Below are 20,685 nucleotides of genomic sequence, written 5' to 3'. Positions count from 1 at the left end.
CAGCCGCGCGCAGGCGGTCGTGGCCCGGCGGTCATGCAGTCGCCCGTCTTCCGAGGCCGTCCAGGCGTCGGCCAACTCGGCGACCAGCGCCCCGAGTCGACGGCGCTGGAGACCAGTGAAGATACGATGGGACAAGGCCGCGCGGGCCAGGTATCGCGTCACAACAACACCAACTCGCAGCGGGCTTTCTCCACGTCCCCGACTGCTGGAACCGGCACTGCCGGTGTTCGTCAGCCTTGCCGCCGCCGACGCCGCAGAGCACCAACGGTGCCGCAAAGAGCCACAAGCAGCGAGCCGCCCACCAGCCAGGGCAGGTTCGAAGTGACCGATGCGGGGTGGTGTTCGAAGAACATCCGTGACATTGCTGCCCCGAGCAGCCCGCTCGTCAGCGTTAGCCCCCAGGACATCAGGAGGATCGTCCAACCGTTCCGGGCACGCATCCAGTCGTTCACGCGGTCATCATGCGCCCAGCGTCCCATCGCTCACAAGCCAGCCCGCTGAAAGGCAATGACCGCCTGTACCAAGATCACGACGCCCCGCCCACAATCGAGCACAACCTCGTTGGCCTAGGGCCACTATGTCCCGGCGGACCGCCTACGAAGCCTTCCGCAGATACGCGTAGTAGATCCACAGGGCGGCGGCGGCCAGCACCACGGACTCAACCGCCGCCACGATCCGAACAGTACGAAAGCGACGGCGCCACGGAAGCACCCAGCACAGGAGAACGGCGACCCCCGCGAGGAAGACCAGGCAAGGCGCACCGAGCGACCCGTGAAACCCAGGCGCCGCGCAAGGGTCAGAGTCGCAAGAGTCCGGGGGAATCTGGCTGGCCAGGAACATCAACGCGTCGACAGCGAGAAGCGGGACCGCAACAACAGAGGCGACCGTCGGCACTACCCAGGCACGCCGGTCATGATCCGGAGCATGGACCCGAAGCTGCGCCATGATCGAGGGCTGCCACGCCGGCCCCGGGAAGGTCGTCTTCATAGCGCCGATTCAACCCGCCCGCACGGACCACCGGATGAGTCGGCGTACTCACCAAGTACGGCCGGGGTACGTAGTCGGCCTGGCAGGTGCTCATGAACTCGCGGTTCACGCAACTGGACTGGAAGCCGTTTCGGCAGTTCGCACAGGTGTTGTCCGAGGTGGCGAACGAACCGACGACGAACTAGCCCGGCTTGACCACCGTGACCTCGCTGCCGACCTCCTCCACGAAGCCCACGTACTCGTGCCCCATCGGGTGCGCCTGCTCGGTCGGCTCCAGACCGCGATACGGCCACAGGTCCGAGCCGCACACGCAGGTGACGGCCGTGCGGATGACCGCGTCGGTCGGCTTGAGGATCTTCGCGTCGTCCACGGTCTCGAAACGCACATCGCCGGGGGCGTGGATCACTGCTCCGCGCATGGGGAGTTCCTTACGTACTGAGGCGTCCGGTCCACAGATGGGTGTACCGGGCACCGCCGAATGCGGTTGCGGACCCGGCGCAGGCGACGAAAGAGCCGCCCACTGATCCAGGACCGAGCGCTGCGCCTTACCGCTTCTACGGGCAGCCGTCGAGTGCCACGTCATCCAGGTAACCCCCATTCCGCGCGGGCAGCGAGTTACCAATAAAGGTGTGCTGGCAGTGCATCCCTCCCGCGCCGGACAGGCCGTACGGTCGAGGTGTGGACCATGGGGCAGAGCACGTCGTGGGTGAGCAGGTCAGAGGGCCGACTTCCACGTCATCGGACGCGCGGCCCAGCCCATCGTCGCCGACCTCGAACAGGCCGGTTACCTCAGCCGGGCTTCCCTGGCCGCGGCTTCCTGCCCACGCGGGCGGAAGCGGGCGGCTTCCCGCGACGTACGCTGAGGCTCCTTCTACCGCCGCACCCCGGTTCTGCTGGCGCACCAGACTGCCTTGAAATGCCTCTACCAGGTCGACCACGTTGGCGGTCTGGGAGGGTGACTCCACGGACTTCAACTCCCGGCGCTCGGCCTTGGCCTGCACCAGCTCACGCACCTTCTCCTGGTACGTGTAGTGATTCGCGGGACGTCAGTACAGTGCAACCTCACCAGCGTGGACGGCCCGCATGGCGCGCTCGACAGTCTCCTGGTTTTCGCCAACTGGGGCCACATAGCCTATGACGTCGCGCGTGGCGTCCTCCCCGAGCATTCGGGTGATCACCCACGTGGCGAGATACTGTGACGCCAGGCAGCCGCCCGCCGTAGCGATGTTCCCCTCGGCGTGGAACGGCGCGTCCAGCACGGTGACATCGAAGGCTTCGACAAAGGGCCGGCTCTTCATGTCCGTGCAGGCAGGCATGCCATCCAGCAACCCGAGCCGGGCGAGCACCAGCGCGCCTGAGCACTGCGCGCCGATCAGCTGTCGCGAAGGGTCGAGCGGCAACCTGGAGATCAACTGCTCGTCGGCGACCACGTCTCGCGCCTTCACTCCGCTACCGATCAGCACGACGTCGGCCTCGGTCACGAACTCCATCGGGCGCTGCCCGGTTACCTCGACACCGTTCATCGAGGTAACCACCGGCGTCGGCGTCGTGATGAAGGCCTCCAAGCCGCCCTTGCGGCACCGGTTGATCAACGCGGAAGCGATGAAGCTGTCGAGCTCGTTGAACCCGTCAAAAGTGACCACGGCTACCTGCATGGCATCTCCTCGAAGCACGGCACTGGAGGTGTAGCTTCTCAGGCGCTCTGTGCCCAGGTCGCGGGCCAATCAGCCATCTGTGGCTCATCTGTCAGTGCTGCAGTTGTCGAGGTCTGCCATGCGTTGGAAGGTGGAAGTAGGTCGTGCGCGGTGCGGACCAGCGGAACGACAGCGAGGTCGGCGCGGACCCCGTCGCGGAGAGGAACCGAGTGGTATGGCATCCTCACTGAGCGTGAACGTGTTCACGGCGCCGGAGAAGGAGCTGGTGGCCGAGCGGTCCCGGCCTTTCGGCCCGCCGGCGGCCTGGGATCCGATGACCTCGACCCTGGTCTTCGGCGAGCACGACGCTGTTCTGGTCGACGCCCTCACCACGGCCGCCGAGGCCGAGGCCCTGGCGGCCTGGGTAGGTCTGCACCACCGCAACCTCACCACGATCTACATCACCCACGGCCACCTGGACCACTTCGCCGGTCTCAGCGTGCTGCTGCACCACTTCCCCGACGCCCGCGCCATCGCCACTGCCAAGACGGTCGAGTATGCACGCAAGCAGGTCGGGCGGCTGCCGGTCTACCGCAAACTGTGGCCCGGCCGGCTCCCGGCCGCCATCACCGTGCCAGAACCCTGGAACGAGGAGAGCTTCTCGCTGGAGGGCCACGACCTGCAGATCATCGAGCAGGGCCAGACCGACGCCGTCGACTCCACCTCCCTGCACGTGCCCGTCCTGGACCTCGTCATCGGCGGAGACATCCTCTACAACCGCTGCCACATGTTCGTCGCCGCCACCACACCCGAGAGCCGCGAGAACTGGATCGCCGCGCTGGACCGCCTCGCCGCCCTGAACCCGAAGATCGCGGTCGCCGGCCACAAGAAGCCGGGCGCCCCCGACACTCCCGACATCATCGCGGCGACCAGGCAGTACCTCACCGACTTCGGCCGCCTCCAGCAGGAGACCGGCAGCGACCAGGAGCTCTACGACGCCATGACCGAGCTCTATCCCGACTGGGTCAGCCACCAGGCATGGCTGATGTTCGGCTTCTAGCCGACCCGCGGGTCAGCGGTGAGTGAGGGGGAAGTCCCCCACTGCCGTGCCGAGGTCGCGTTCGAGTTCACCAGGTGTCTGGAGGCCCCGCCCTGCGAGGTAGTCCAGGCGCTCACGGCTTTCGGGCCGGGCGATCAAACTCTGGAATGTCGCGGCGTCGGAGCGGATGTGCGCGGGGGACGCCAGCGTGAGGTCGTTGACGGCACGCTTGGCTGCCCGCACTCCTTCGGGCGGGAAGCCGGCGATGCGTTTCGCCAGGCGCTCGACGAAGCCGTCCAGTTCGGTGTCGGGCAGGGCGCGGTTGATCCAGCCGTAGCGCTCTGCGGTGTCGGCGTCGAAGTCGTCGGCGCTGACGATCGCTTCGATGGCGCGGGTCCGGCCGAGCCGCCGGGCCAGGTGCTGAACGCCACCCGCGCCGGGCAATGCGCCGGTGCCGGACTCGAACTGCCCAAAGACGGCCTTCTCGCGCGAGGCGAAGATCATGTCGCATGCCAGGGCGAGTTCGTTGCCGCCGCCGCGGGCCCGCCCGCGCACCTTGGCGACGGTGATCACCGGAACCCGCGCCAGCTTGTACAGGAACATGCCGAGCGACGCATCGCCAGGGCCACCCGCCTTCGCGGCCTCCGCGGTGTACTGCGGGACCGCCGTGAGGTCCACATGCGCGGAGAAATAGTCCGGCGAAGCACTGTCGATGACAACGACACGCACGTCACCAGGGTCCGTGTACAGCGTGTCGACAAGGGAGACCAGATCACGGACCAGGTCGATACCGAGGAGGTTCAGGGGGCCGGCGTCGAGAGTGGCGAACAGGACGCCGTCCTCCAGCCGGGTCCGGATCGACGGGTGGTCGACGCTCATGGCGGCTCCTGGACGTGAGGTGGACGCGGGCCTAGACCTTTCTCCCAGGATGCGCCCGTCGCGACCGCGGGCGCATGCTGGGACGTGGGGAGGCCTCGCCCGCGGAGGCCGTGCGGGTACCGCGAAGCGGAGTCGCCGCGATCACACTTCCCTACAGCAACAGCCCGACCGAGGGGGTCAACACCAAGACCAAGCGCATGGCCCGCCACATGCACCGACGAGCAGGCTTCACTCTGCTCCGCCATCGCAGCCTCCTCGGATAACACCACTCCGCTCCGTCGCCACCGAATGCGAGACAGAGCCGATAATTGGACACAGTCTCAGCCGGCTCATACGGCTCTTCTCCGGGCCGCATGAGCCGGCTGATCACACCGAGGGCGGGCACGATTCCCGGACCGTTCGAGGACGCGGTCGTGGACGCTCGAAGAGCCCGTCAGCCAGCCCGAAGACCGACCGCCAGCGTCAGTTCGAGGACCCGGTGCGGGGACCCGAGATCCGGAAACAGCTCCCGCAGCTGTGACATCCGGTACCGGACGGTCTGGGGATGGACGAACAGCGCCGCCGCCGCCTCGTCCCGCCTGCCCTGGTGCAGCAGCCACGCCCGCAACGTCTCCTCAAGGCGCCGCGCGGTCGCGGCAGGCAAGGTCAGCAACGGTGCGAGGGCTCGGGCACGCAGGTCTGCGAACGCTTCCGCGTCGGCGCTCAGTACCAGCTCGGGCAGGTGGTCCTCGGTGTCGCGGATGTCGGAGGAGAGGGAGCGCGCGCGTACGGCTCGTGCGTACGAGGCGGACGCACGCGTCCATGGCCGGGCCGGGCCGACCACGGCGGTGCGGTCGGGCAGCTGCCTCAGGAGATGTGCCCGGTTGGCATCGGGGACGAGCAGTACGCCGGAGGCGTCCGGCAGATCGTCGAGGACGAGGGTGTTCGGGTCGAGCGCGCGGTGGGCGGGCCGGGCCTGGGCGGCGGGCAGCAGGACTGCGGTCAGCGAAACCGGCGGCTGCCACCCGGCCCGTTGAGCAGCAGCAAGGAGCACGTCCGGGCTCGCGCCGGCGAGGAGGTCGCGGGCCAGTTGTTCCAGGTGGCGCTCGTGGGCCCGGCCCCGGGCGGCCAGTTCGTCGGCGTGGCCCGCGGCGCTCGCGGCGGAGAGCTCGTCGATGTAGGCGAAGGTCAGCTCGGCGAACTTGGCGACCTCGGCGGCGGGCAGACCTGCGGGTACGGCACCTGCGGCCAGTCCTCGCCAGGCCACGCGGGCGCCGACCCGGTAGGCGCTGAGCAGGGCGTCCATCGAACGGCCGTCGCGGACCTCGCCGCGGCCCAGCTCGTAGGCTGCGTCGCTGGCGTCGCCGCCCGTGGTGTTGCCGCTCGCGAGGTCCAGGTAGTGGCCCAGGGCGGTGCGGACGGCTCGGCGGATGGTGGAGCCCATGCGGCCCGCAAGGGCGTTGGCGTAGGGAGGGACCTCGTCGATGATCGCCTGGACGACCTCGTCGGCGGTGGTCCTCAGCGCGGCCCGAAGCGCGGTGACCGTCGTCTCGTCCAGGACCAGTTCGCTGGCCTTCCGGATTGCATGGCTCACGTTTTTGTTCCCTACGAACAATTCAGCCGACCAGATTCACATCCTACGGACAGGACTTTACCCCCAGGAGCGCATCAAGCTGGGGTCATGACGAGTGCAGCCCTCCGCAGTAGGGCGTGGAAACTGCTGGAGATGCTCACGACGCCGCTGCTGCCGTCGGACTACCTCGACCTGGTCAGCCCGCTGCGTGCGGGTGCCGACCTGCGGGGGCGCATCGAGGCCGTGCACCCCGAGACAAGTGACGCCGCGACCGTCGTGATCAGGCCGGGACGGGGCTGGCGCGGTCACACAGCCGGTCAGTACGTGCGGATCGGGGTCGACGTCGACGGGGTGCGCCTGTGGCGTGCCTACTCGGTCACCTCGCCGACGGACCGCCGGGACGGCCGGATCACGATCACCGTGAAGGCGATCCCGGACGGCAAGGTCAGCAATCACCTGGTCCGCAGGGCGAAACCGGGCACGCTGATCCAGCTCGACCAGGCGACCGGTGACTTCGTGCTGCCGGAGGCCAAGCCCGCCAAGGTGCTCTACCTGACGGCCGGCAGCGGCATCACGCCGGTGATGGGCATGCTGCGCGACATCGAGTTCGACGACGTCGTCATGGTCCACTCCGCACCACAGCCGCACGACGTGATCTTCCGCAGCGACCTGCACGACCTGGTCGCGGACAAGAAGCTGCGGCTCACCGAGCTGCACACCGACATGGACGGCATGCTCGACATCGCCCGTCTCGACGAACTCGTGCCCGACTGGGCCGAGCGCGAGACCTGGGCTTGCGGGCCCGCGGGCCTGCTCGACGCCGCCGAGGAGCACTGGACCGGGCACGGCGTCCCAGAGCGCCTGCACACCGAACGCTTCCGCCCCAGCATCGTCGTCGCCGGCGACGGTGGCGAGGTCACGTTCGGCATCACCGGCAAGACCGTCGACGCGGACGGCGCCACGCCGTTGCTGGACGTCGGCGAGGAGGCCGGTGTGCTCATGCCGTCCGGGTGCCGCATGGGCATCTGCTTCGGCTGCGTCACGCCGCTCACGGCGGGCGCCGTCCGCGACCTGCGCACCGGCGAGATCACCGAGGCCGAGCCGGGCGTCCTCATCCAAACCTGCGTGTCCGCCGCGGCGGGCCCCTGCGACATCGAACGCTAGGAGCACCTTGACCGCCATCGACCCCACCGCCCACCTGACCGCGGAGCAGATCGAGGAGCTCGGTCGCGAGCTGGATGCGATCCGCGACGAGGTGATCGCCGGCCGCGGCGAGAAGGACGCCGCCTACATCCGCAAGGTCATCTCGGCACAGCGCAAACTCGAACTGGTCAGCAGGGGCGTCCTGCTGTTCTCGATCTTCCCGCCCGCGTGGCTGATCGGCACCGCCGGCCTGTCCGTGGCGAAGATCATGGACAACATGGAGATCGGCCACAACATCCTGCACGGCCAGTGGGACTGGATGCGGGACCCGAAGATCCACTCCACCACCTGGGACTGGGATCACGTCTCGCCGGCCGAGCAGTGGAAGCACTCGCACAACGAGCTGCACCACACGTACACCAACGTGATCGGCAAGGACAACGACCTCGGTTACGGCATCATGCGCGTCGACGAGGACCAGAAGTGGCACCCGCTCCACCTCGGCCAGCCGCTGTGGAACTTCATCAACGCCTGCTTCTTCGAGTACGGCATCGCGGCGTACGACCTGGAACTCGGCAAGAACCTGCACAAGCGCCGCCGCAACACCCCTGAGTTCCGCGCGCGGGCCAAGGCCGTGGGCCGCAAGATCCGCAAGCAGGTGCTCAAGGACTACGTGATCCACCCGCTGCTGTCGGGCCCGTCGTTCCTCACCACGCTGGCAGCCACGTTCACCGCGAACCTGGTCCGCAACATCTGGACCCACTCGGTGATCATGTGCGGGCACTTCCCCGAGGGTGTGCAGGTCTTCGAGCGCCGGTCGATCAAGGGCGAAACGCGCGGCCAGTGGTACCTGCGCCAGATGATGGGCTCGGCGAACATCAGCGGCAGCAAGGCCATGCACTTCATGTCCGGCAACCTGTCGCACCAGATCGAGCACCACCTGTTCCCGGACCTGCCGAGCAACCGGTACGCCGAGGTCGCGGTGAAGGTGCGCGCGTTGTTCGAGAAGTACGAGCTGAAGTACGTCACCGGGCCGCTGCCCAAGCAGGTGTTCTCCGCGTGGCACAAGGTCTTCCGGCTCTCACTGCCGAACAAGAAGCCCAAGGTCAAGACGCTGGACCGCGAGCAGGAGCTCGTCGCGGCCTGATCCCCGGTAAGGGTTCGAATCCTTCGGACGTACCGGCGGCACCGCCGGTCTCGGTGAGATCCATGGGAAGGGCCCGGTTCGCCACACCCCTGCTGGTGTACGGGCCCGGCCAAGGGCAGACTGCGGACTCGGCTGGGTGTCAAGGACTGGGATGACGAGAGGCTGAGCGACGGCCTTCATGGCAAGGCCCTGTACGTTCCTGGAACTGTGACTTCCATCACGGCGGACGTGATCTTGTCATGGTGAGATCACCGGATGCTCGGTTTCCTCATTCGTCTCCTGCCGTTCTGGGTCCGCGAGCCGCTACTCATCGCAATTGGGTCTGCTCTCGGCATACGCATCATGTATCTCGCCGTCACCGATCACGACCGGGTTGCGGCTGGTCTCGGCGTGGTGTTCCTCGTGTTCACCGCGATACGCGTCTGGGTGGTGCTCCGTGCCCTGCGCCTACGCCGGAATCCGGGTCCGGCGGCCCCCGTGGAGGAGGCGGCGGTCGAAGGCAGCGCCCAAGCCCAGGGTGGAGCCGGGCCGCGTCCCGGCCCGGACGTTCCGCAGAAGGGGCCCAACGAGTGGGGCCAGGCCATCGCGGCCGTGGCCGTGATCGGGGCACTCGCGGCGGCGCTGTGGGTTGGTCCACGCGTACTGCCGTCCGATGGGGGCACGCAGTCGCAGGCCGCCTCGTGTCCGGACGGAGAGCACAAAGAGCTGCCGACGGCATACCAGGCCACGCCCCGGCCGATGACCGGTGACGAGCTGTGCAAGGCGCTCAACCGGCCCGACCTGGCCCAGCTGCTCGGCACACCTGGAGAGATCGTGACCACGGCCTCCGGTAGCAACAACATCTCGCCCAACAAGAAGGTCGCCCAGCCGGAGGCCGAAGTCAGGTTCGGCGCCTACACCGTGAATGTCTCGGCCGCCTACAACGAGCTGTCGACCGCCCAGTACGTGAAGCTGATGCAGTTCGGCGACGAGCAGGACATCAAGACGCTCACGGTTCTTGGCCGGCCCGCGGTCTTGTACTCGGATCACACCATGCAGCTCGAGATCAGTCTCGGCGGTGGCAGGTCCAGCGGACCGGTCACACAAGGCCCCCCGTCCAGGAATCTGGCGGTGGCCCTCGACCGGACGGACCGAGGCGGCTACTGCGAAGTCACCGTGTGGAGCAAGTCCGGAGCTCTCCCCGACGACCGCGCTCTCCTCGGCATCGCTGAGAAGGTTCTTCCGACGATCCCCGGATGGACTGTCCAGTGAAACGCCGAAGGTCTTCTTGGCGCGCAGGTCCCCTCGTCGCAAGACTGTGACCTACTGGGCCACCTTCGCGGACGCCAGGCGCCGGCGGCAGCGTGGCTATCACCTGAACGGACCAGTCGACACGTTGTCCGTGGAGCGGGATCGAGCTGTCCGTGGGAAAGGGAAGTGCCGGTGTCCGCTCACACCGATCTTGCGGCACGAGCCCTTCACCACGGAGGGTCCATCCCCGCGCGGGGGGGAGCAGTTGTACGCCCAGATCACTTGCCAGGTGGTGCCGGGTCCATCGGGGCACCGACGAAGAGCCCTGATCAGGCCGAGCGGAGTGCGCGTGAAGATCGTTTCCCGCGCCGTTCGCGCGACATTCCCACAATCCAGGTCACGACGCCCGTGCTGGCACTGAGTGTGGCGGGCCAGGCGCCCCGGCGCAGAGTGGTTCCCATCCCCGGTTCGGCGGTGGCCGCCGCAGGCGCCTGTCTCCTGAGGCGTCGGCCCCGGCTGGAAGACCTACCGCCCAACTGCTGTGAGATCGGCCGTCCCGCATGCCGCGTTCGGACAGCTATGGTGCGCCGTGAAGTGATCGTCCGCCATCTTTGTCAACGCGCCACGCCCCGGCTCAGGCCCAATGCCTTGACTGGAACCACCCCCCACCACCGAGCAGTTACAGGTTGCGTCCATGAAGTCCGCCCTTGACGCGGAGAACCCTGGCCGCGCCGGGGGTGCCACGCACGGGGCAAACGGTTGCTGGTCAGGGTCAGGTGGCCAGTAGGCCGCCGTCGATGTGGAGGTCGTGGGCATTTATACCAGTGTTGCGGAGCAGGAAGTCGGTGGCGTCGGCGATTTCGGCCATGGTCACCAGTCGTCCGATGGGTGTCTGGGCCGAGTGCGGTGGGTTGGGGACGTCGCGCCATTTGGGGCTGTCGCCGATCAGGCCCGGGTGAAGGGCGTTGACGCGGTGCGGGGCGATTTCCACCGCGAGCGTCTTCACCAGGCCGGTGATGCCGGCGTTGAAGGTGCTGACGATGGTCGAACCCGGGTAGGGGCGTTCCTTGGCGAGCCCGCCGAAGAGGACCACGGAGGCATCCGGGGTGAACCGGTCGTGCAGTACGCGGACCGTCTCTGCGTAGCCGACGAGTTTCATGGTCACCGCGGAGACGGCGTCCGTGATGCTGAACTGCGCCAAGGTGTTGGCTGCCTGGCCGACAGCCGTGATCACGAGGTTGTCGACACCGGTCACACCCGCCAGCGAGGCGCTGATCGTCTCGGGCCGGGCCAGGTCGAGGGCCAGTCCGCGGGTGCCGTTGCCGATCCGGGCGGCGACGGCCTCGGCGCGTGCCTGGTCCCTGCTGGTGATGATGACGTCGTCGCCGCGGCTCGCGAAGTGCTGGGCGATGACGCCGCCCAGGCCGCCGCTGCCGCCGACGATGAGGGAGTTGGTCATGCGGAGACGCTCCTTGTGTGGTCGGTGGCCGCCTGCAGGCTGCTGAGGGTGGCCTCGGCCTGCTGGCGCATAGCAGGAAGGAGATTCAGGGCGGCGTGCGGCAGGTTCGCCGCGACCACCGCGAGTTCGGCGGAGGTACCCACCTGCTCGAAGAATCCGATGTTGAGATGGGCGCCCACCGGAGGGGCCGAGGCGATCACGGCGCGAGAGAACTGCGACCAGGCTTCGTCGGACATCTGCGACGCCAGCGCCGGGAAGAGCACGATTTCCTCATGGCCGAGGTGCGTGTGCACCAGATCGCGTACCGCCACCGCCGCGGCGATCAGCATCGGACGGTCGTGGCCGTCCTCTACGGGAGCGCCGGCCAGTGCGTGCAGCGCCGTGTCCAGTGCGTCGTGCTCAGCGTGGAGCCCGGCCAGATCGTCGGGTGCCGTGGGACCTGCGGCAGTCAACTGCGGCCAGAGCACGTCGTCCTCGCTCTCGTGGTGGTGCCGCAGCGCCGCCACCAGGAAGTCACGCAACTCCTTGAGCGCAATCGGCGGCGCGGTGGGGCTCTGCGCGGCTTGCGCCAGCAGGGACGTCGCTGCCCTGTGCATCTTGTGCAGCAGTCGGGTCTCGAGGATCGCCGCGCACTCCGGCTCTTCAACGCTCATCACAGGCTTCTCCCCCAGTTCGTTAATATCCAAGTGGATATTAACGTAGCAGAGTCCGGATGATGCGCTGCGGCCGCCGTAGAGTGATCACATGAAGGAGGTCCCGTGGACGACACAGAGCAGGCCGGGGAACCGCCGCGCAGGCGGCGACGGGATCCGGAAGGGCACCGGGCGGCCATTCTCGAGGCGGCCCGCCACACCTTCGCCGAGCGCGGCTACGCCCGTACGACGCTGCGCGAAATCGCGCGCCGGGCCGGAGTCACGCACGGCCTGATCACACGTCACTTCGGGTCCAAGGAACGACTCTTCATCCAGGCCGTGCCCGGCAATCGCGACCTGCAGAGTGTCGCGGCCGGTGACGCGGCGACGTTGCCCGACCGGATCGCCCACGCCTTCGTGCGCCGACTGGAGACCGATGCCGTCAACGACCCGCTGATCATCCTGCTGCGCAGTGCCGCATCCAATGAAGGCGCTGCAGCCCACCTCCTCGACGCGATGCAGGAGCACAGCGCCGCCGTCTACCGCTCCGTCCTTGCACCCGGTACGTCCACCGAGCCCGACGACGACTTGGACACCCGCGTCGCGCTGGTAGGGGCGCAGATGATGGGCGTGGCGTTCAGCAGGTACATCGCACGGACCGAGCCCCTCGCCTCGATGCCGCCCGACCAGCTCACCGACCACCTCACCCGGACACTGCGGCACCTCCTCTTCGGCTGACCGCCCTCGATGACGGCGCTTTCAGCAGCCGCCTGAAGACGTGACCACCGCCCGACAACCGAAGATCCACAACAGGAGGAACCTCTGCGTGACCGACGTCCACGGCGCTGGGTGGGTCAGCGTTTGATGCGTCCGCGGATTGCTAGTGTCCTGCGCCGGAGATCCGTCGGCAGAAACGGGCGGGTGAGTCAAGGATCTCTTCCGCTGTCTTGGTCCAGATGAACGGCTTGGGGTCCTCGTTCCAATTCTTCACCCAGGCGCGGATGTCGGCTTCGAGGTTTTGGACGTTCTTCTGGGCACCCCGACGGATCATCTGGTCGGCCAGGAACCCGAACCATCGCTCGACCTGGTTGATCCACGAGGATCCGGTCGGGGTGAAGTGCATCTGGAACCGGGGGTGTTTGCCGAGCCACGTCCTGATCGCCGGAGTTTTGTGCGTGCCGTAGTTGTCGACGATCAGGTGCACCTGCAGGTGCGCGGGCACCTCCTTGTCGATGCGGATCAGGAACTTCTTGAACTCCGCCGCCCGATGTCTGCGGTGCGGGGCGCTGATGACCTGACCGGTGGAGACATCGAACGCGGCGAACAAGGTGGAACCACGGCGCCCGCGCCGATGCTGATGTCACCGCCGATGCCGAGGGTGATGGCACCGTGCTTCTTCCTCGGGTGCAGCCCGCGACGTCGGGACCTGGTTTCGGCACCTCTGTGGTGACGGTCATGGCCGGCGGCCAGCACTGCCGCCGGTCATGACCTGGCAGTGGGTCCTCAGACGACGATGCGGTCGAGGTTGGGTGCCCCGGCGGAGGGGTTGGAGAACTTGATGGTGTTGTTTCCGGCCTTGAGCTGGACGGTGACGTCCTTGGTGACCACAGTGTTGTAGTCGGGTGTCGCGGGGAAACTGACGGTCTGGTTGACGCCGTTGACGGTCACGACCGCGGAGCGGGACTGGCCGACACTCATGAAGGAGACACTCATCGTGTAGCTACCCGCAGCCGCCTTGGCCACGTTGTTGAACGTCGCGGTGCCACCGCTGCCCAGGTAGCTGAGCTTCTTCCCACCCGAGCAGTGCGCGCAGCTGGTGATCGTCGTGCCACCGGCCAGAGTCGACGCCTCAGCCTCGTACGAGCTGTTCCCACCGGGCGGCGGGTCAGTCGGCGGGTCGGTCGGCGGCGTGCCGCCGTTCATGCTGGAGCCGAGGGTGTCCAGGGCCTTTTGGACCAGGGCCTGGGCGTTGGTGTTGAGGTTGGCGTTGGTGCCATTGACGACCCAGGACGGACCCGAGAACATCGCCAGGGTCACGCCGTTGTCGACGCCACCGGTGGTGCCGCTGCTGGGTATGCCGAGCAGCTGGGCTGCCTTGACGGACGCCTCGCCGAGTTCACGGGAGTCGTTGTCGGAGGTGTCCTGGCCGTTGGCGGTCTGGGTGTCGCCGAAGATCGATCCGATGACCTTGCCGTTGTAGAACATCAGCGCGAACTGACGCCCTGACATGCCGTGTTCCTTGAAGTAGAAGTGCGGACAGGGGGTCTTGCGGTCCCAGCAGTCGTCGCCGAGGACGTAGAAGGGGACCTTGTGGGCGCCCAGTGCCTGGCCGTTGCTGTCCTCCCAGGTCGTCTCGCCCTGGTGGTCGGGGTCGGGGTCGGGGTCACTGCCGTCGGTGTCGATGGCCATGCCGGAGCTGTAGGTGTAGATTCCCGGCGCGACCTGGAAGACGTTCACGTCGGAGTGGGTCATGGTGTTGATGTGAGGCTTGGTGTTGACCTTGTTGGCGGCCGTCGAGTTCTGCTGGATGCCGGCCAGCACCTGGGCGGCGGTGTAGGAGGTCGCGGCCGGTGCGGCAGCCGGGGCCGCCTTGACCGTTGCGGATGTCGTGGCGGCGTCGGCATGGCCGACGACAAGGGGGATGGTGAGCGCGGTGGCTGCGGCGGCTGCCACAACGAGGCGCGTACGGATCGATGACATAGCGGTGTGGGACCTCCATTGTTTGGCAGCAAAGCCTCTTGACGAGTCAATGCATGTGCGACTCTCGTCGCGCATTTGCCTCGCCTCATCAATCGGCTATGCCAGATCGATACTTCCGAGGGACAACCAACTCGCGATCTTGAGCTGAGTCGGTCCTCGCATGGATCCTGCGCCGGCCGCGGTGGTGATCCTGGCTCCGGCTCCCGTAGAGCTGTCAGACGACGATGCGGTCGAGGTTGGGTGCCCCGGCGGAGGGGTTGGAGAACTTGATGGTGTTGTTTCCGGCCTTGAGCTGGACGGTGACGTCCTTGGTGACCACGGTGTTGTAGTCGGGTGTCGCCGGGAAACTGACGGTCTGGTTGACGCCGTTGACGGTCACGACCGCGGAGCGGGACTGGCCGACACTCATGAAGGAGACACTCATCGTGTAGCTACCCGCAGCCGACTCGGCGACGTTGTTGAACGTCGCGGTGCCACCGCTGCCCAGGTAGCTGAGCTTCTTCCCACCCGAGCAGTGCGCGCAGCTGGTGATCGTCGTGCCACCGGCCAGAGTCGACGCCTCAGCCTCGTACGAGCCGTTCCCACCGGCCGGCGGGTCAGTCGGCGGGTCGGTCGGCGGCGTGCCGCCACCGGTGATCTTGTTGAAGATCCGGGAGTAGGCGTAGCCGCTGGCCTTGTCGTAACTGTGGACTTCCCAGAAGGACAGTTCCTGGACGCCGTTGGTGGCAGCGAAGGCTTCCAGCGTGGCGGCGTCGGCCTGGGTGAAGTTCTCGTTGTCGTCGTTCTTGCCGGCGATGGGGGTGAGGCCCATGCGTCCGTATGCCTGTGCGGTGGTGATGCCGTAGAGGCTTGCGAGTTGTGCGGCGGTGCCCTTGGCTGCGGACAGGGAGTCGTTGAGGGCGTTCTCGCCGTCGCCGAAGTCCATGGTCATGATGTTGACGAGGTTGATCTTGACGCCCTTGCTCTTGGCGTCCTTGAGGAGGTTGAGGGTGTCGGATTCGAGGCCGGAGGGGTCCACGGCCAGGGTGTAGTCGACCTCGATGTTGGGGTTTTGGGCCTGGAGGGCGGCCAGGGCCTGGTTGCGGCGGGTGTTGACCGCGGTGTTGCCCAGGGTGCTGCCTTCGATGTCGAAGTCGAGGCGGGTGATGCCGTAAGTGCTGGCGACGTTGGCGTAGGCGGCGGTCAGTGAGGAGACCGAGGTGCAGGTCTGCGCCAGTTCCCCGCCCTCGGCGCCGCCGAAGGAGATGATGACGTTGCCGCCGGCGGCCTTGAGGTCGTTGACCTGGGAGGTGAAGGCGCCCAGTGCGCTGTTGCCGGCCTCCCACTGCGGAGTACAACCGGACTTGGGAATCAGGAAGGCCAGGGTGTAGCTCTTCAGCCCTGTAGCCCTCATGTCAGCTGCCATGTCGCCGGCTGTGTCGCCGGCGAGCTCCAGGTAGGGCGCGGCGTAGTGGGCCGGGAACGTGCTCATCGCCTGGGGGCCGGCGTTGGCGGTCGCGTTGATGCCCATGGCCACCGCTGCCACCGGCAGCGCGGTGGCGATAAGCCCCTTGGTGAGTCGTGACCATGTCACGGATGTCCTCCAGGTGAGGTCGAGACGGGGCGTCCCCCAAGGGGGTCGGGCTCCCGGTCGGCGTCGCGGGACCGGAACGTGTGCCGTGCGGATGCTCCGAGAGAGCCGACGGAGCACGGTGTCCCGGCGAGGGGGAGCTGCGATATCTGGTGCCTCGACGGAACCGTTGGGCTTGCGGGCGCAGCTCGGGAGAGCGCCTTGAGCTGAGTCGAGCTGACGAGTGGGGAGGAAACGGCGCGGGGCCGGGTGTTGTGGAGTTGACCCCGCGGCGCGCAGTCAATCCCTCCCGGGCAGCGCTCGTCAAGAAGTTGGGAAGGAAAGTTTCCTAATAATTAACCGCCACTGGGTCCCGGGGTGGACCGGGGCGGACGAGCAACTGCCTTCATGGGCGTTTCGACGCCTCACCGAGGCGCTCGGCCTCCCGCCTCGCATCAACATCGGCGGACGCCCGGCATTCCGCCGTGGAACCGCCGACGGAATCCGCATCCACGGCCGAGGCGGTTGCTTCGGAGGGAAGGCGTTCATGTGGATGAAATATGTTCAACCTCTTGACTACCGCAGGGCCCGGGAAGACTCTGGGCGACATACCAGTTAGGAAAGTTTCCTTACCATCCATCAAGCGCTCGCGTTTGCGCGGTCGATCGGCACGTGGCACGGGCGGCTCCACCCCTGCTTCAGCCGCCGGAACACGGCGGGACCCACCTCGACACGCAGGTCCCGCAGCTGTCGAAACAGCCCGCCCGCGCGCCTGGCACCGCATCCAGCCGTGCGGTGCCCGACCCCTACTTCCGCCCCCTCGCGTTGGGACGCCCCCATGCCATCGAACAGAAAGCGCCGACTAGCATTCGGCGGAACCCTGGCCCTGTTGGCCGCCGGCGTCGCGGCGGCCGGCTGGACCGGCGTCACTGCCGGCACCGCCGGTGCATCCGCCGTGTCCCCCGGCGTCACCCCCGTGCCCGTGCAGCGGGCACTCGACCTGTCGGCTGCCAACCGCCGCGCCCCGCTGCCGGGCATGCCCGACTGGAGTAAAGCCGGTTACCTCGGCGGCCAGCCACTGCCCGGCGCCTCCGAGATCAACCCGTCGACGTCCTGCCAGATCACACCGTCCCAACTGGCGTCCGGCTACGGTGTGGTGCCGAGTGACAGCAAGGATGATACGAACGGCATCCAGGCCGCGATCGACAAGCTGAAGAGCACGTGTTCGCCGACCGGCTCGTACACCAAGCTGTCGCTGATCTCGTTCCCGGCCGGCGTCCTCAACGTCTCCCACGAGATCGCAGTGGACGCCAACTACACCATCCTGCGGGGCGCCGGCAGCGATCCGACGACCGGTACGTCCTTCGAGTACCGGCCGGATGCCAACACTCTGTACGACACCCTCACCTCGGACGGCACTGACTCCGACGGCGACAACATGACCTCGGGCGACGGCAAGATGGGCTGGGCGTGGCCCGGCACCGGCCTGTTCCGGGTCAGTTCCCGTACGGTCGACCCCTCCTACCAGGCGGAGTACAACGCCGCGCCGGCGAACCGCAAGGAGATCTTCCTCGGCTCCATCAACCAGCAATGGAAGGCCGGCGCCAAACTGCGGGCCAAGCCGGGCGAGACCACGTTCGCCGCTCGGCAGGGCGACACGGTCGTCTACCTGGCGACCAGCGCCAAGATGACCGGTTTCAAGGTCGGCGGATTCGTGAATATGATGGCCGCCAACTCACAGAAGTTCTACCAGTCGATGGACGCGGTCAGCGCGACGTTCCCCGAAGAGAACCTGCAGATGCGGCAGCAGATCTTCACGATCAGTGCGGTCGACGCCACCAACCACACGGTCACGGTCGACAAGCAGCTCGAGTACGACATGCCGATCGACTCCACCTCCGACGGCTCGGCACCGATAGACGGCGCCGTCTACGCCAGCAAGGCATCGCCGCTGGTCGAGCCGGTCGTCGGAGTCGGCCTGGAGAACTTCTACATGACCCAGCCGATGTCGAACCTCAACCAGGCCGCCTCGGTCCAGAACTACGGCAACATGGACCCGCACGCCGAGATGAACGGCATCGTTCTCAAGTGGGCGGTGAACGACTGGGTCCGGGGGGTCCGGACCTACATGACCGGCTCGCACCCGATCGTCACCGAAGAGGCCAAGAACGTTCAGATCCAGGACAACTTCCTGGACGGTTCGTGGAACAAGGGCGCCGGCGGCCGGGGCTACTTCCGCGGCTCACGGGTCTGGGACTCGCTCTACGCCAACAACGTCACCCGCAACCTGCGGCACTTTACGTTCCAGTGGTCGGCGTCGGACAACGTGGCGATCGGCAACGACATCGACTCCGACTTCAACCTGCACGGCGGGTACGAGCGCCGGAACCTGATCGAGCTCAACACGCAGGCCGTGCCGTACGACCACCGCGCCGGCAACTGCCAGTCCAACTGCGGTGACGACGGCGGCGCCAACACGACACCCGACACCTCGAACTGGTACCCGATCTACTGGACCGCAGGTCAGAAGGGCGTCAAGTGGTCGGGTGCAACCGGACCTCAGAACGTCTTCTTCGACAACACGATGACCAAGCAGCTGTCCACCGGCGGTCCGTACCAGCCGTACTACCCGCTGAAGAACACGATCTACCAGTTCGGCGTGGCCGGCCCGTCCGGCGGCGCCTACCACCCGCTCGACGTGGGCGGCACGCCGATTGCCGACTGGGCAAAGAACGAGCAGAAGGACTACACCGGCGGCCACGGCGTCGACGCGTCCCGGACCGACACCGGTCAGTCGCTCTTCCTCAAGACAGTGGGCCCGGTGATCCCACCCACAGGCACGCCCACCCCGACCCCGACGGACACGCCCACGCCCACGCCCACGCCCACGGATACACCGACCACGACGCCGACGACCACCCCTTCCCCCGGCAAGTCCTACGAGGCGGAGAAGGCGACCCTGGGCACCGGCACCACGGTCACCAACTGTGCACACTGCTCCGGCGGTAAGAAGATCAGCTTCCTGGGCAGCAGCACCTACTCGGTGACCGCACCCGCCGCCGGCACCTACCCGATGACCATCTACTTCATGAGCGTCGGCAGCGTCCACACCGCGACCGTGACCGTCAACGGCGCCACCCAGACAGTGAACTTCCCGGCAACGCGGGACTACAACACCGTCGTCACCCTTAGGGTCCAGGTACCCCTGAAGGCCGGCACCAACTCCATCGCCATCGTCAACACGGCGGGCACCGGCCCCAACCTGGACCGCATCGTCATCTGATCCGCGGACGCCCCAGGCCCGCGCCCTGGGACCGTTTCCGAGGCGTGCGGCTGGTGCCGACGGCGGCTCCGACAGTGTGACGCCGAGGGCGGCGGTCGTAACGCATGCGCGGGCAGGACGACGAGATCGCGTTGGCCTGCCGGCCAGGCGTGCGGGCTTCGCGCAGGGGAGGCACCGCGATGAGGACTCCCCCAATGACCAGGTTCCTACCCCCGCCTACCGGCGCGGTCGGCCAGGTCGCCGGTGTTGGCGACCTGGCCGGTGGAGCCCATACCGGTACCGGTACTGCCCGACGGTGGCTCGTCAACGGTCGTCGCAACACCCCGGATCAGCTGCCCCCGAGACGGAGCTACACCCACCATCAATCGCGGACCGAGCCGCAATGGGGGACGGGCCGGACGAGGTGATGCCCAGGTCCGGCCCGTCCGCTCGCCTCTACAGGTCGAGCTGGTACTGGAGTGTCGTGTGTGTGGGAACGTAACCGAGGCTGTCGCTGATGTGTCTCATGTGCGTGTTGCTGTCGGCAGTGTCGGTCAGGAGGCCGCCGAGGTCTGGATAGCGCCCGTGGGCTTGTCGGATCGACTCGGCCTTCATCCATCGGCCGAGTCCGTGTCCGCGGTGCTCGGGCAGTACGCCGGTACCGTAGTGCTGGCCATCACCCGTGCCATTGCCGGGGACGACGAGTTCGGTGAATCCGGCGATCGAGCCGTCCGCAGTGTCGATGGCGACAACCGTGTGCAACTGGTCGCCGCGCTCTTCAACGACCTTCGCCGCAGCCCGGACCCGGTCCACGTCCCAGGCCACGATGCCGTGGTCGGTGTCCTCCATGGGCATGTCGTCCATGGCCCGGCGTGAGGCGGCAAACGCCTGGGCGAGGTCGTCGGGGACGGTACCCTGCCACGACGCCAGCCGGTAGCCGGGATGCGGACGCTCGATGATCTCGGCGAGGGCGATGGCGTCCACGTCGGCCAGTGGCAAGCGGGCGAACCTCAAGGTGAGCACCCTACGGAAGCCGCGGGCCGGCAGGAAGTGATCGCCGGGCGATCCGGCCTGGGCCTGCGCGCTGACGCAGCGCCGGGCGTTGTCCCGGGCGGCGCCCACGGCCGTGTCCAGGAGCTGGGAGCCGACGCCCTTGCGGCGCTCCACGGGATGGACGTGGAGGGTCAGTTCGGCCAGGTGCTCTTGTCCGCCATCGAACAGACGCAGATAGGCCGTCCCGACGGGGATGGAATCGGCGTCGGACGCCAGCCATGCAAGGCGTCGACTGTGCGCCCCGTGAGCGGGGTCGGTCAGTGGGGTGATGCGAAACGACAAGGTGTCTCCGTCGTGAGGAGGTGGCAAAGGTCAGTACGCGGGCTCAACTGCTGGGCACTCCTGCGCATGTGCTCCACACCTCCTCGTCGACAGAGCCTGTCCGGATCAGCATGGACGGCTGGGAGAACTTAGCTGGC

At 67.3% G+C, this 20,685-nt stretch carries 16 protein-coding genes and 2 pseudogenes; 6 read left to right on the top strand and 12 right to left on the bottom strand.

Annotated features, from left to right (window positions below):
- Positions 1 to 230: 230 nt before the first annotated feature.
- The 4 genes and pseudogenes from G3I60_RS20955 to G3I60_RS20940 all read right to left on the bottom strand — a co-directional run bounded on the left by G3I60_RS20955 (position 231) and on the right by G3I60_RS20940 (position 2,642).
- Positions 231 to 452 (bottom strand): hypothetical protein, encoded by a 222-nt coding sequence (locus G3I60_RS20955; RefSeq protein ID WP_164294506.1) that lies wholly within the window; start codon positions 450 to 452, stop codon positions 231 to 233.
- 142 nt (positions 453 to 594) lie between these two features.
- Positions 595 to 987: a hypothetical protein gene (locus G3I60_RS20950; RefSeq protein WP_164607601.1), complete on the bottom strand. Its 393-nt coding sequence runs from the start codon at positions 985 to 987 to the stop codon at positions 595 to 597.
- Between the two features lie 67 nt (positions 988 to 1,054).
- Positions 1,055 to 1,405 (bottom strand): annotated as a pseudogene (locus tag G3I60_RS20945) (alcohol dehydrogenase catalytic domain-containing protein); the annotation flags it as partial.
- A 628-nt stretch (positions 1,406 to 2,033) separates the two neighbouring features.
- Positions 2,034 to 2,642, bottom strand: coding sequence for a DJ-1/PfpI family protein (locus G3I60_RS20940; RefSeq protein WP_164294505.1), 609 nt, complete (start codon positions 2,640 to 2,642; stop codon positions 2,034 to 2,036).
- A gap of 214 nt (positions 2,643 to 2,856) precedes the next feature.
- On the opposite strand from G3I60_RS20940, the gene G3I60_RS20935 reads away from it, so the two are divergent.
- Entirely contained in the window at positions 2,857 to 3,681 is an 825-nt protein-coding gene (locus G3I60_RS20935) for an MBL fold metallo-hydrolase (protein ID WP_164294504.1), read from the top strand.
- A gap of 12 nt (positions 3,682 to 3,693) precedes the next feature.
- Here the strand turns inward: G3I60_RS20935 and G3I60_RS20930 are convergent, their stop codons facing one another.
- Both G3I60_RS20930 and G3I60_RS20920 read right to left on the bottom strand, forming a co-directional pair.
- A complete protein-coding gene (locus G3I60_RS20930) occupies positions 3,694 to 4,539 on the bottom strand; it encodes an enoyl-CoA hydratase/isomerase family protein (protein WP_164294503.1) in 846 nt (281 codons plus the stop codon).
- Between the two features lie 433 nt (positions 4,540 to 4,972).
- Positions 4,973 to 6,112, bottom strand: a complete 1,140-nt coding sequence (locus G3I60_RS20920) for a CdaR family transcriptional regulator (RefSeq protein ID WP_138357826.1) — start codon at positions 6,110 to 6,112, stop codon at positions 4,973 to 4,975.
- An 87-nt stretch (positions 6,113 to 6,199) separates the two neighbouring features.
- Here G3I60_RS20920 and G3I60_RS20915 point away from each other — a divergent pair, with 87 nt between their 5' ends.
- The 3 genes from G3I60_RS20915 to G3I60_RS20905 all read left to right on the top strand — a co-directional run bounded on the left by G3I60_RS20915 (position 6,200) and on the right by G3I60_RS20905 (position 9,632).
- Complete coding sequence (locus tag G3I60_RS20915; protein WP_164294502.1) at positions 6,200 to 7,255, top strand: ferredoxin reductase; 1,056 nt, start codon at positions 6,200 to 6,202, stop codon at positions 7,253 to 7,255.
- Between the two features lie 7 nt (positions 7,256 to 7,262).
- Entirely contained in the window at positions 7,263 to 8,381 is a 1,119-nt protein-coding gene (locus G3I60_RS20910; RefSeq protein ID WP_164294501.1) for an acyl-CoA desaturase, read from the top strand.
- A 342-nt stretch (positions 8,382 to 8,723) separates the two neighbouring features.
- Complete coding sequence (locus tag G3I60_RS20905) at positions 8,724 to 9,632, top strand: DUF6215 domain-containing protein (RefSeq protein ID WP_343241074.1); 909 nt, start codon at positions 8,724 to 8,726, stop codon at positions 9,630 to 9,632.
- Between the two features lie 751 nt (positions 9,633 to 10,383).
- Here the strand turns inward: G3I60_RS20905 and G3I60_RS20900 are convergent.
- Positions 10,384 to 11,070, bottom strand: a complete 687-nt coding sequence (locus tag G3I60_RS20900; RefSeq protein WP_164294499.1) for an SDR family oxidoreductase — start codon at positions 11,068 to 11,070, stop codon at positions 10,384 to 10,386.
- Positions 11,067 to 11,723, bottom strand: a complete 657-nt coding sequence (locus G3I60_RS20895) for a hemerythrin domain-containing protein (RefSeq protein WP_164294498.1) — start codon at positions 11,721 to 11,723, stop codon at positions 11,067 to 11,069. Before G3I60_RS20895 ends, G3I60_RS20900 begins: the two co-directional genes overlap by 4 nt.
- Before the next feature lie 105 nt (positions 11,724 to 11,828).
- Here G3I60_RS20895 and G3I60_RS46830 point away from each other — a divergent pair, with 105 nt between their 5' ends.
- Positions 11,829 to 12,440 carry a TetR family transcriptional regulator gene (locus G3I60_RS46830; RefSeq protein WP_164294497.1) on the top strand — a complete coding sequence of 204 codons (612 nt, stop codon included), beginning with the start codon at positions 11,829 to 11,831 and terminating at the stop codon, positions 12,438 to 12,440.
- Between the two features lie 142 nt (positions 12,441 to 12,582).
- Here the strand turns inward: G3I60_RS46830 and G3I60_RS20885 are convergent.
- From G3I60_RS20885 to G3I60_RS20875, 3 genes and pseudogenes are all read right to left on the bottom strand, one after another.
- A pseudogene (locus G3I60_RS20885) lies at positions 12,583 to 13,044 on the bottom strand (IS630 family transposase); the annotation flags it as partial.
- Between the two features lie 161 nt (positions 13,045 to 13,205).
- Positions 13,206 to 14,375: a glycoside hydrolase family 75 protein gene (locus G3I60_RS20880; RefSeq protein ID WP_343241072.1), complete on the bottom strand. Its 1,170-nt coding sequence runs from the start codon at positions 14,373 to 14,375 to the stop codon at positions 13,206 to 13,208.
- A gap of 241 nt (positions 14,376 to 14,616) precedes the next feature.
- A complete protein-coding gene (locus G3I60_RS20875; protein WP_164294495.1) occupies positions 14,617 to 15,975 on the bottom strand; it encodes a CBM35 domain-containing protein in 1,359 nt (452 codons plus the stop codon).
- An 814-nt stretch (positions 15,976 to 16,789) separates the two neighbouring features.
- Here G3I60_RS20875 and G3I60_RS20870 point away from each other — a divergent pair.
- On the top strand, positions 16,790 to 19,234 hold the full coding sequence (locus G3I60_RS20870) for a CBM35 domain-containing protein (protein ID WP_164607620.1): 2,445 nt from the start codon (positions 16,790 to 16,792) through the stop codon (positions 19,232 to 19,234).
- A gap of 435 nt (positions 19,235 to 19,669) precedes the next feature.
- Here the strand turns inward: G3I60_RS20870 and G3I60_RS20865 are convergent, their stop codons facing one another.
- Positions 19,670 to 20,548 (bottom strand): GNAT family N-acetyltransferase, encoded by an 879-nt coding sequence (locus G3I60_RS20865; RefSeq protein WP_164294493.1) that lies wholly within the window; start codon positions 20,546 to 20,548, stop codon positions 19,670 to 19,672.
- Positions 20,549 to 20,685 lie beyond the last annotated feature (137 nt).

It is taken from the genome of Streptomyces sp. SID13666 (assembly GCF_010548325.1).
GTDB lineage: Bacteria > Actinomycetota > Actinomycetes > Streptomycetales > Streptomycetaceae > Actinacidiphila > Actinacidiphila fildesensis.
This window is presented reverse-complemented; position numbering and strand designations above follow the sequence as displayed.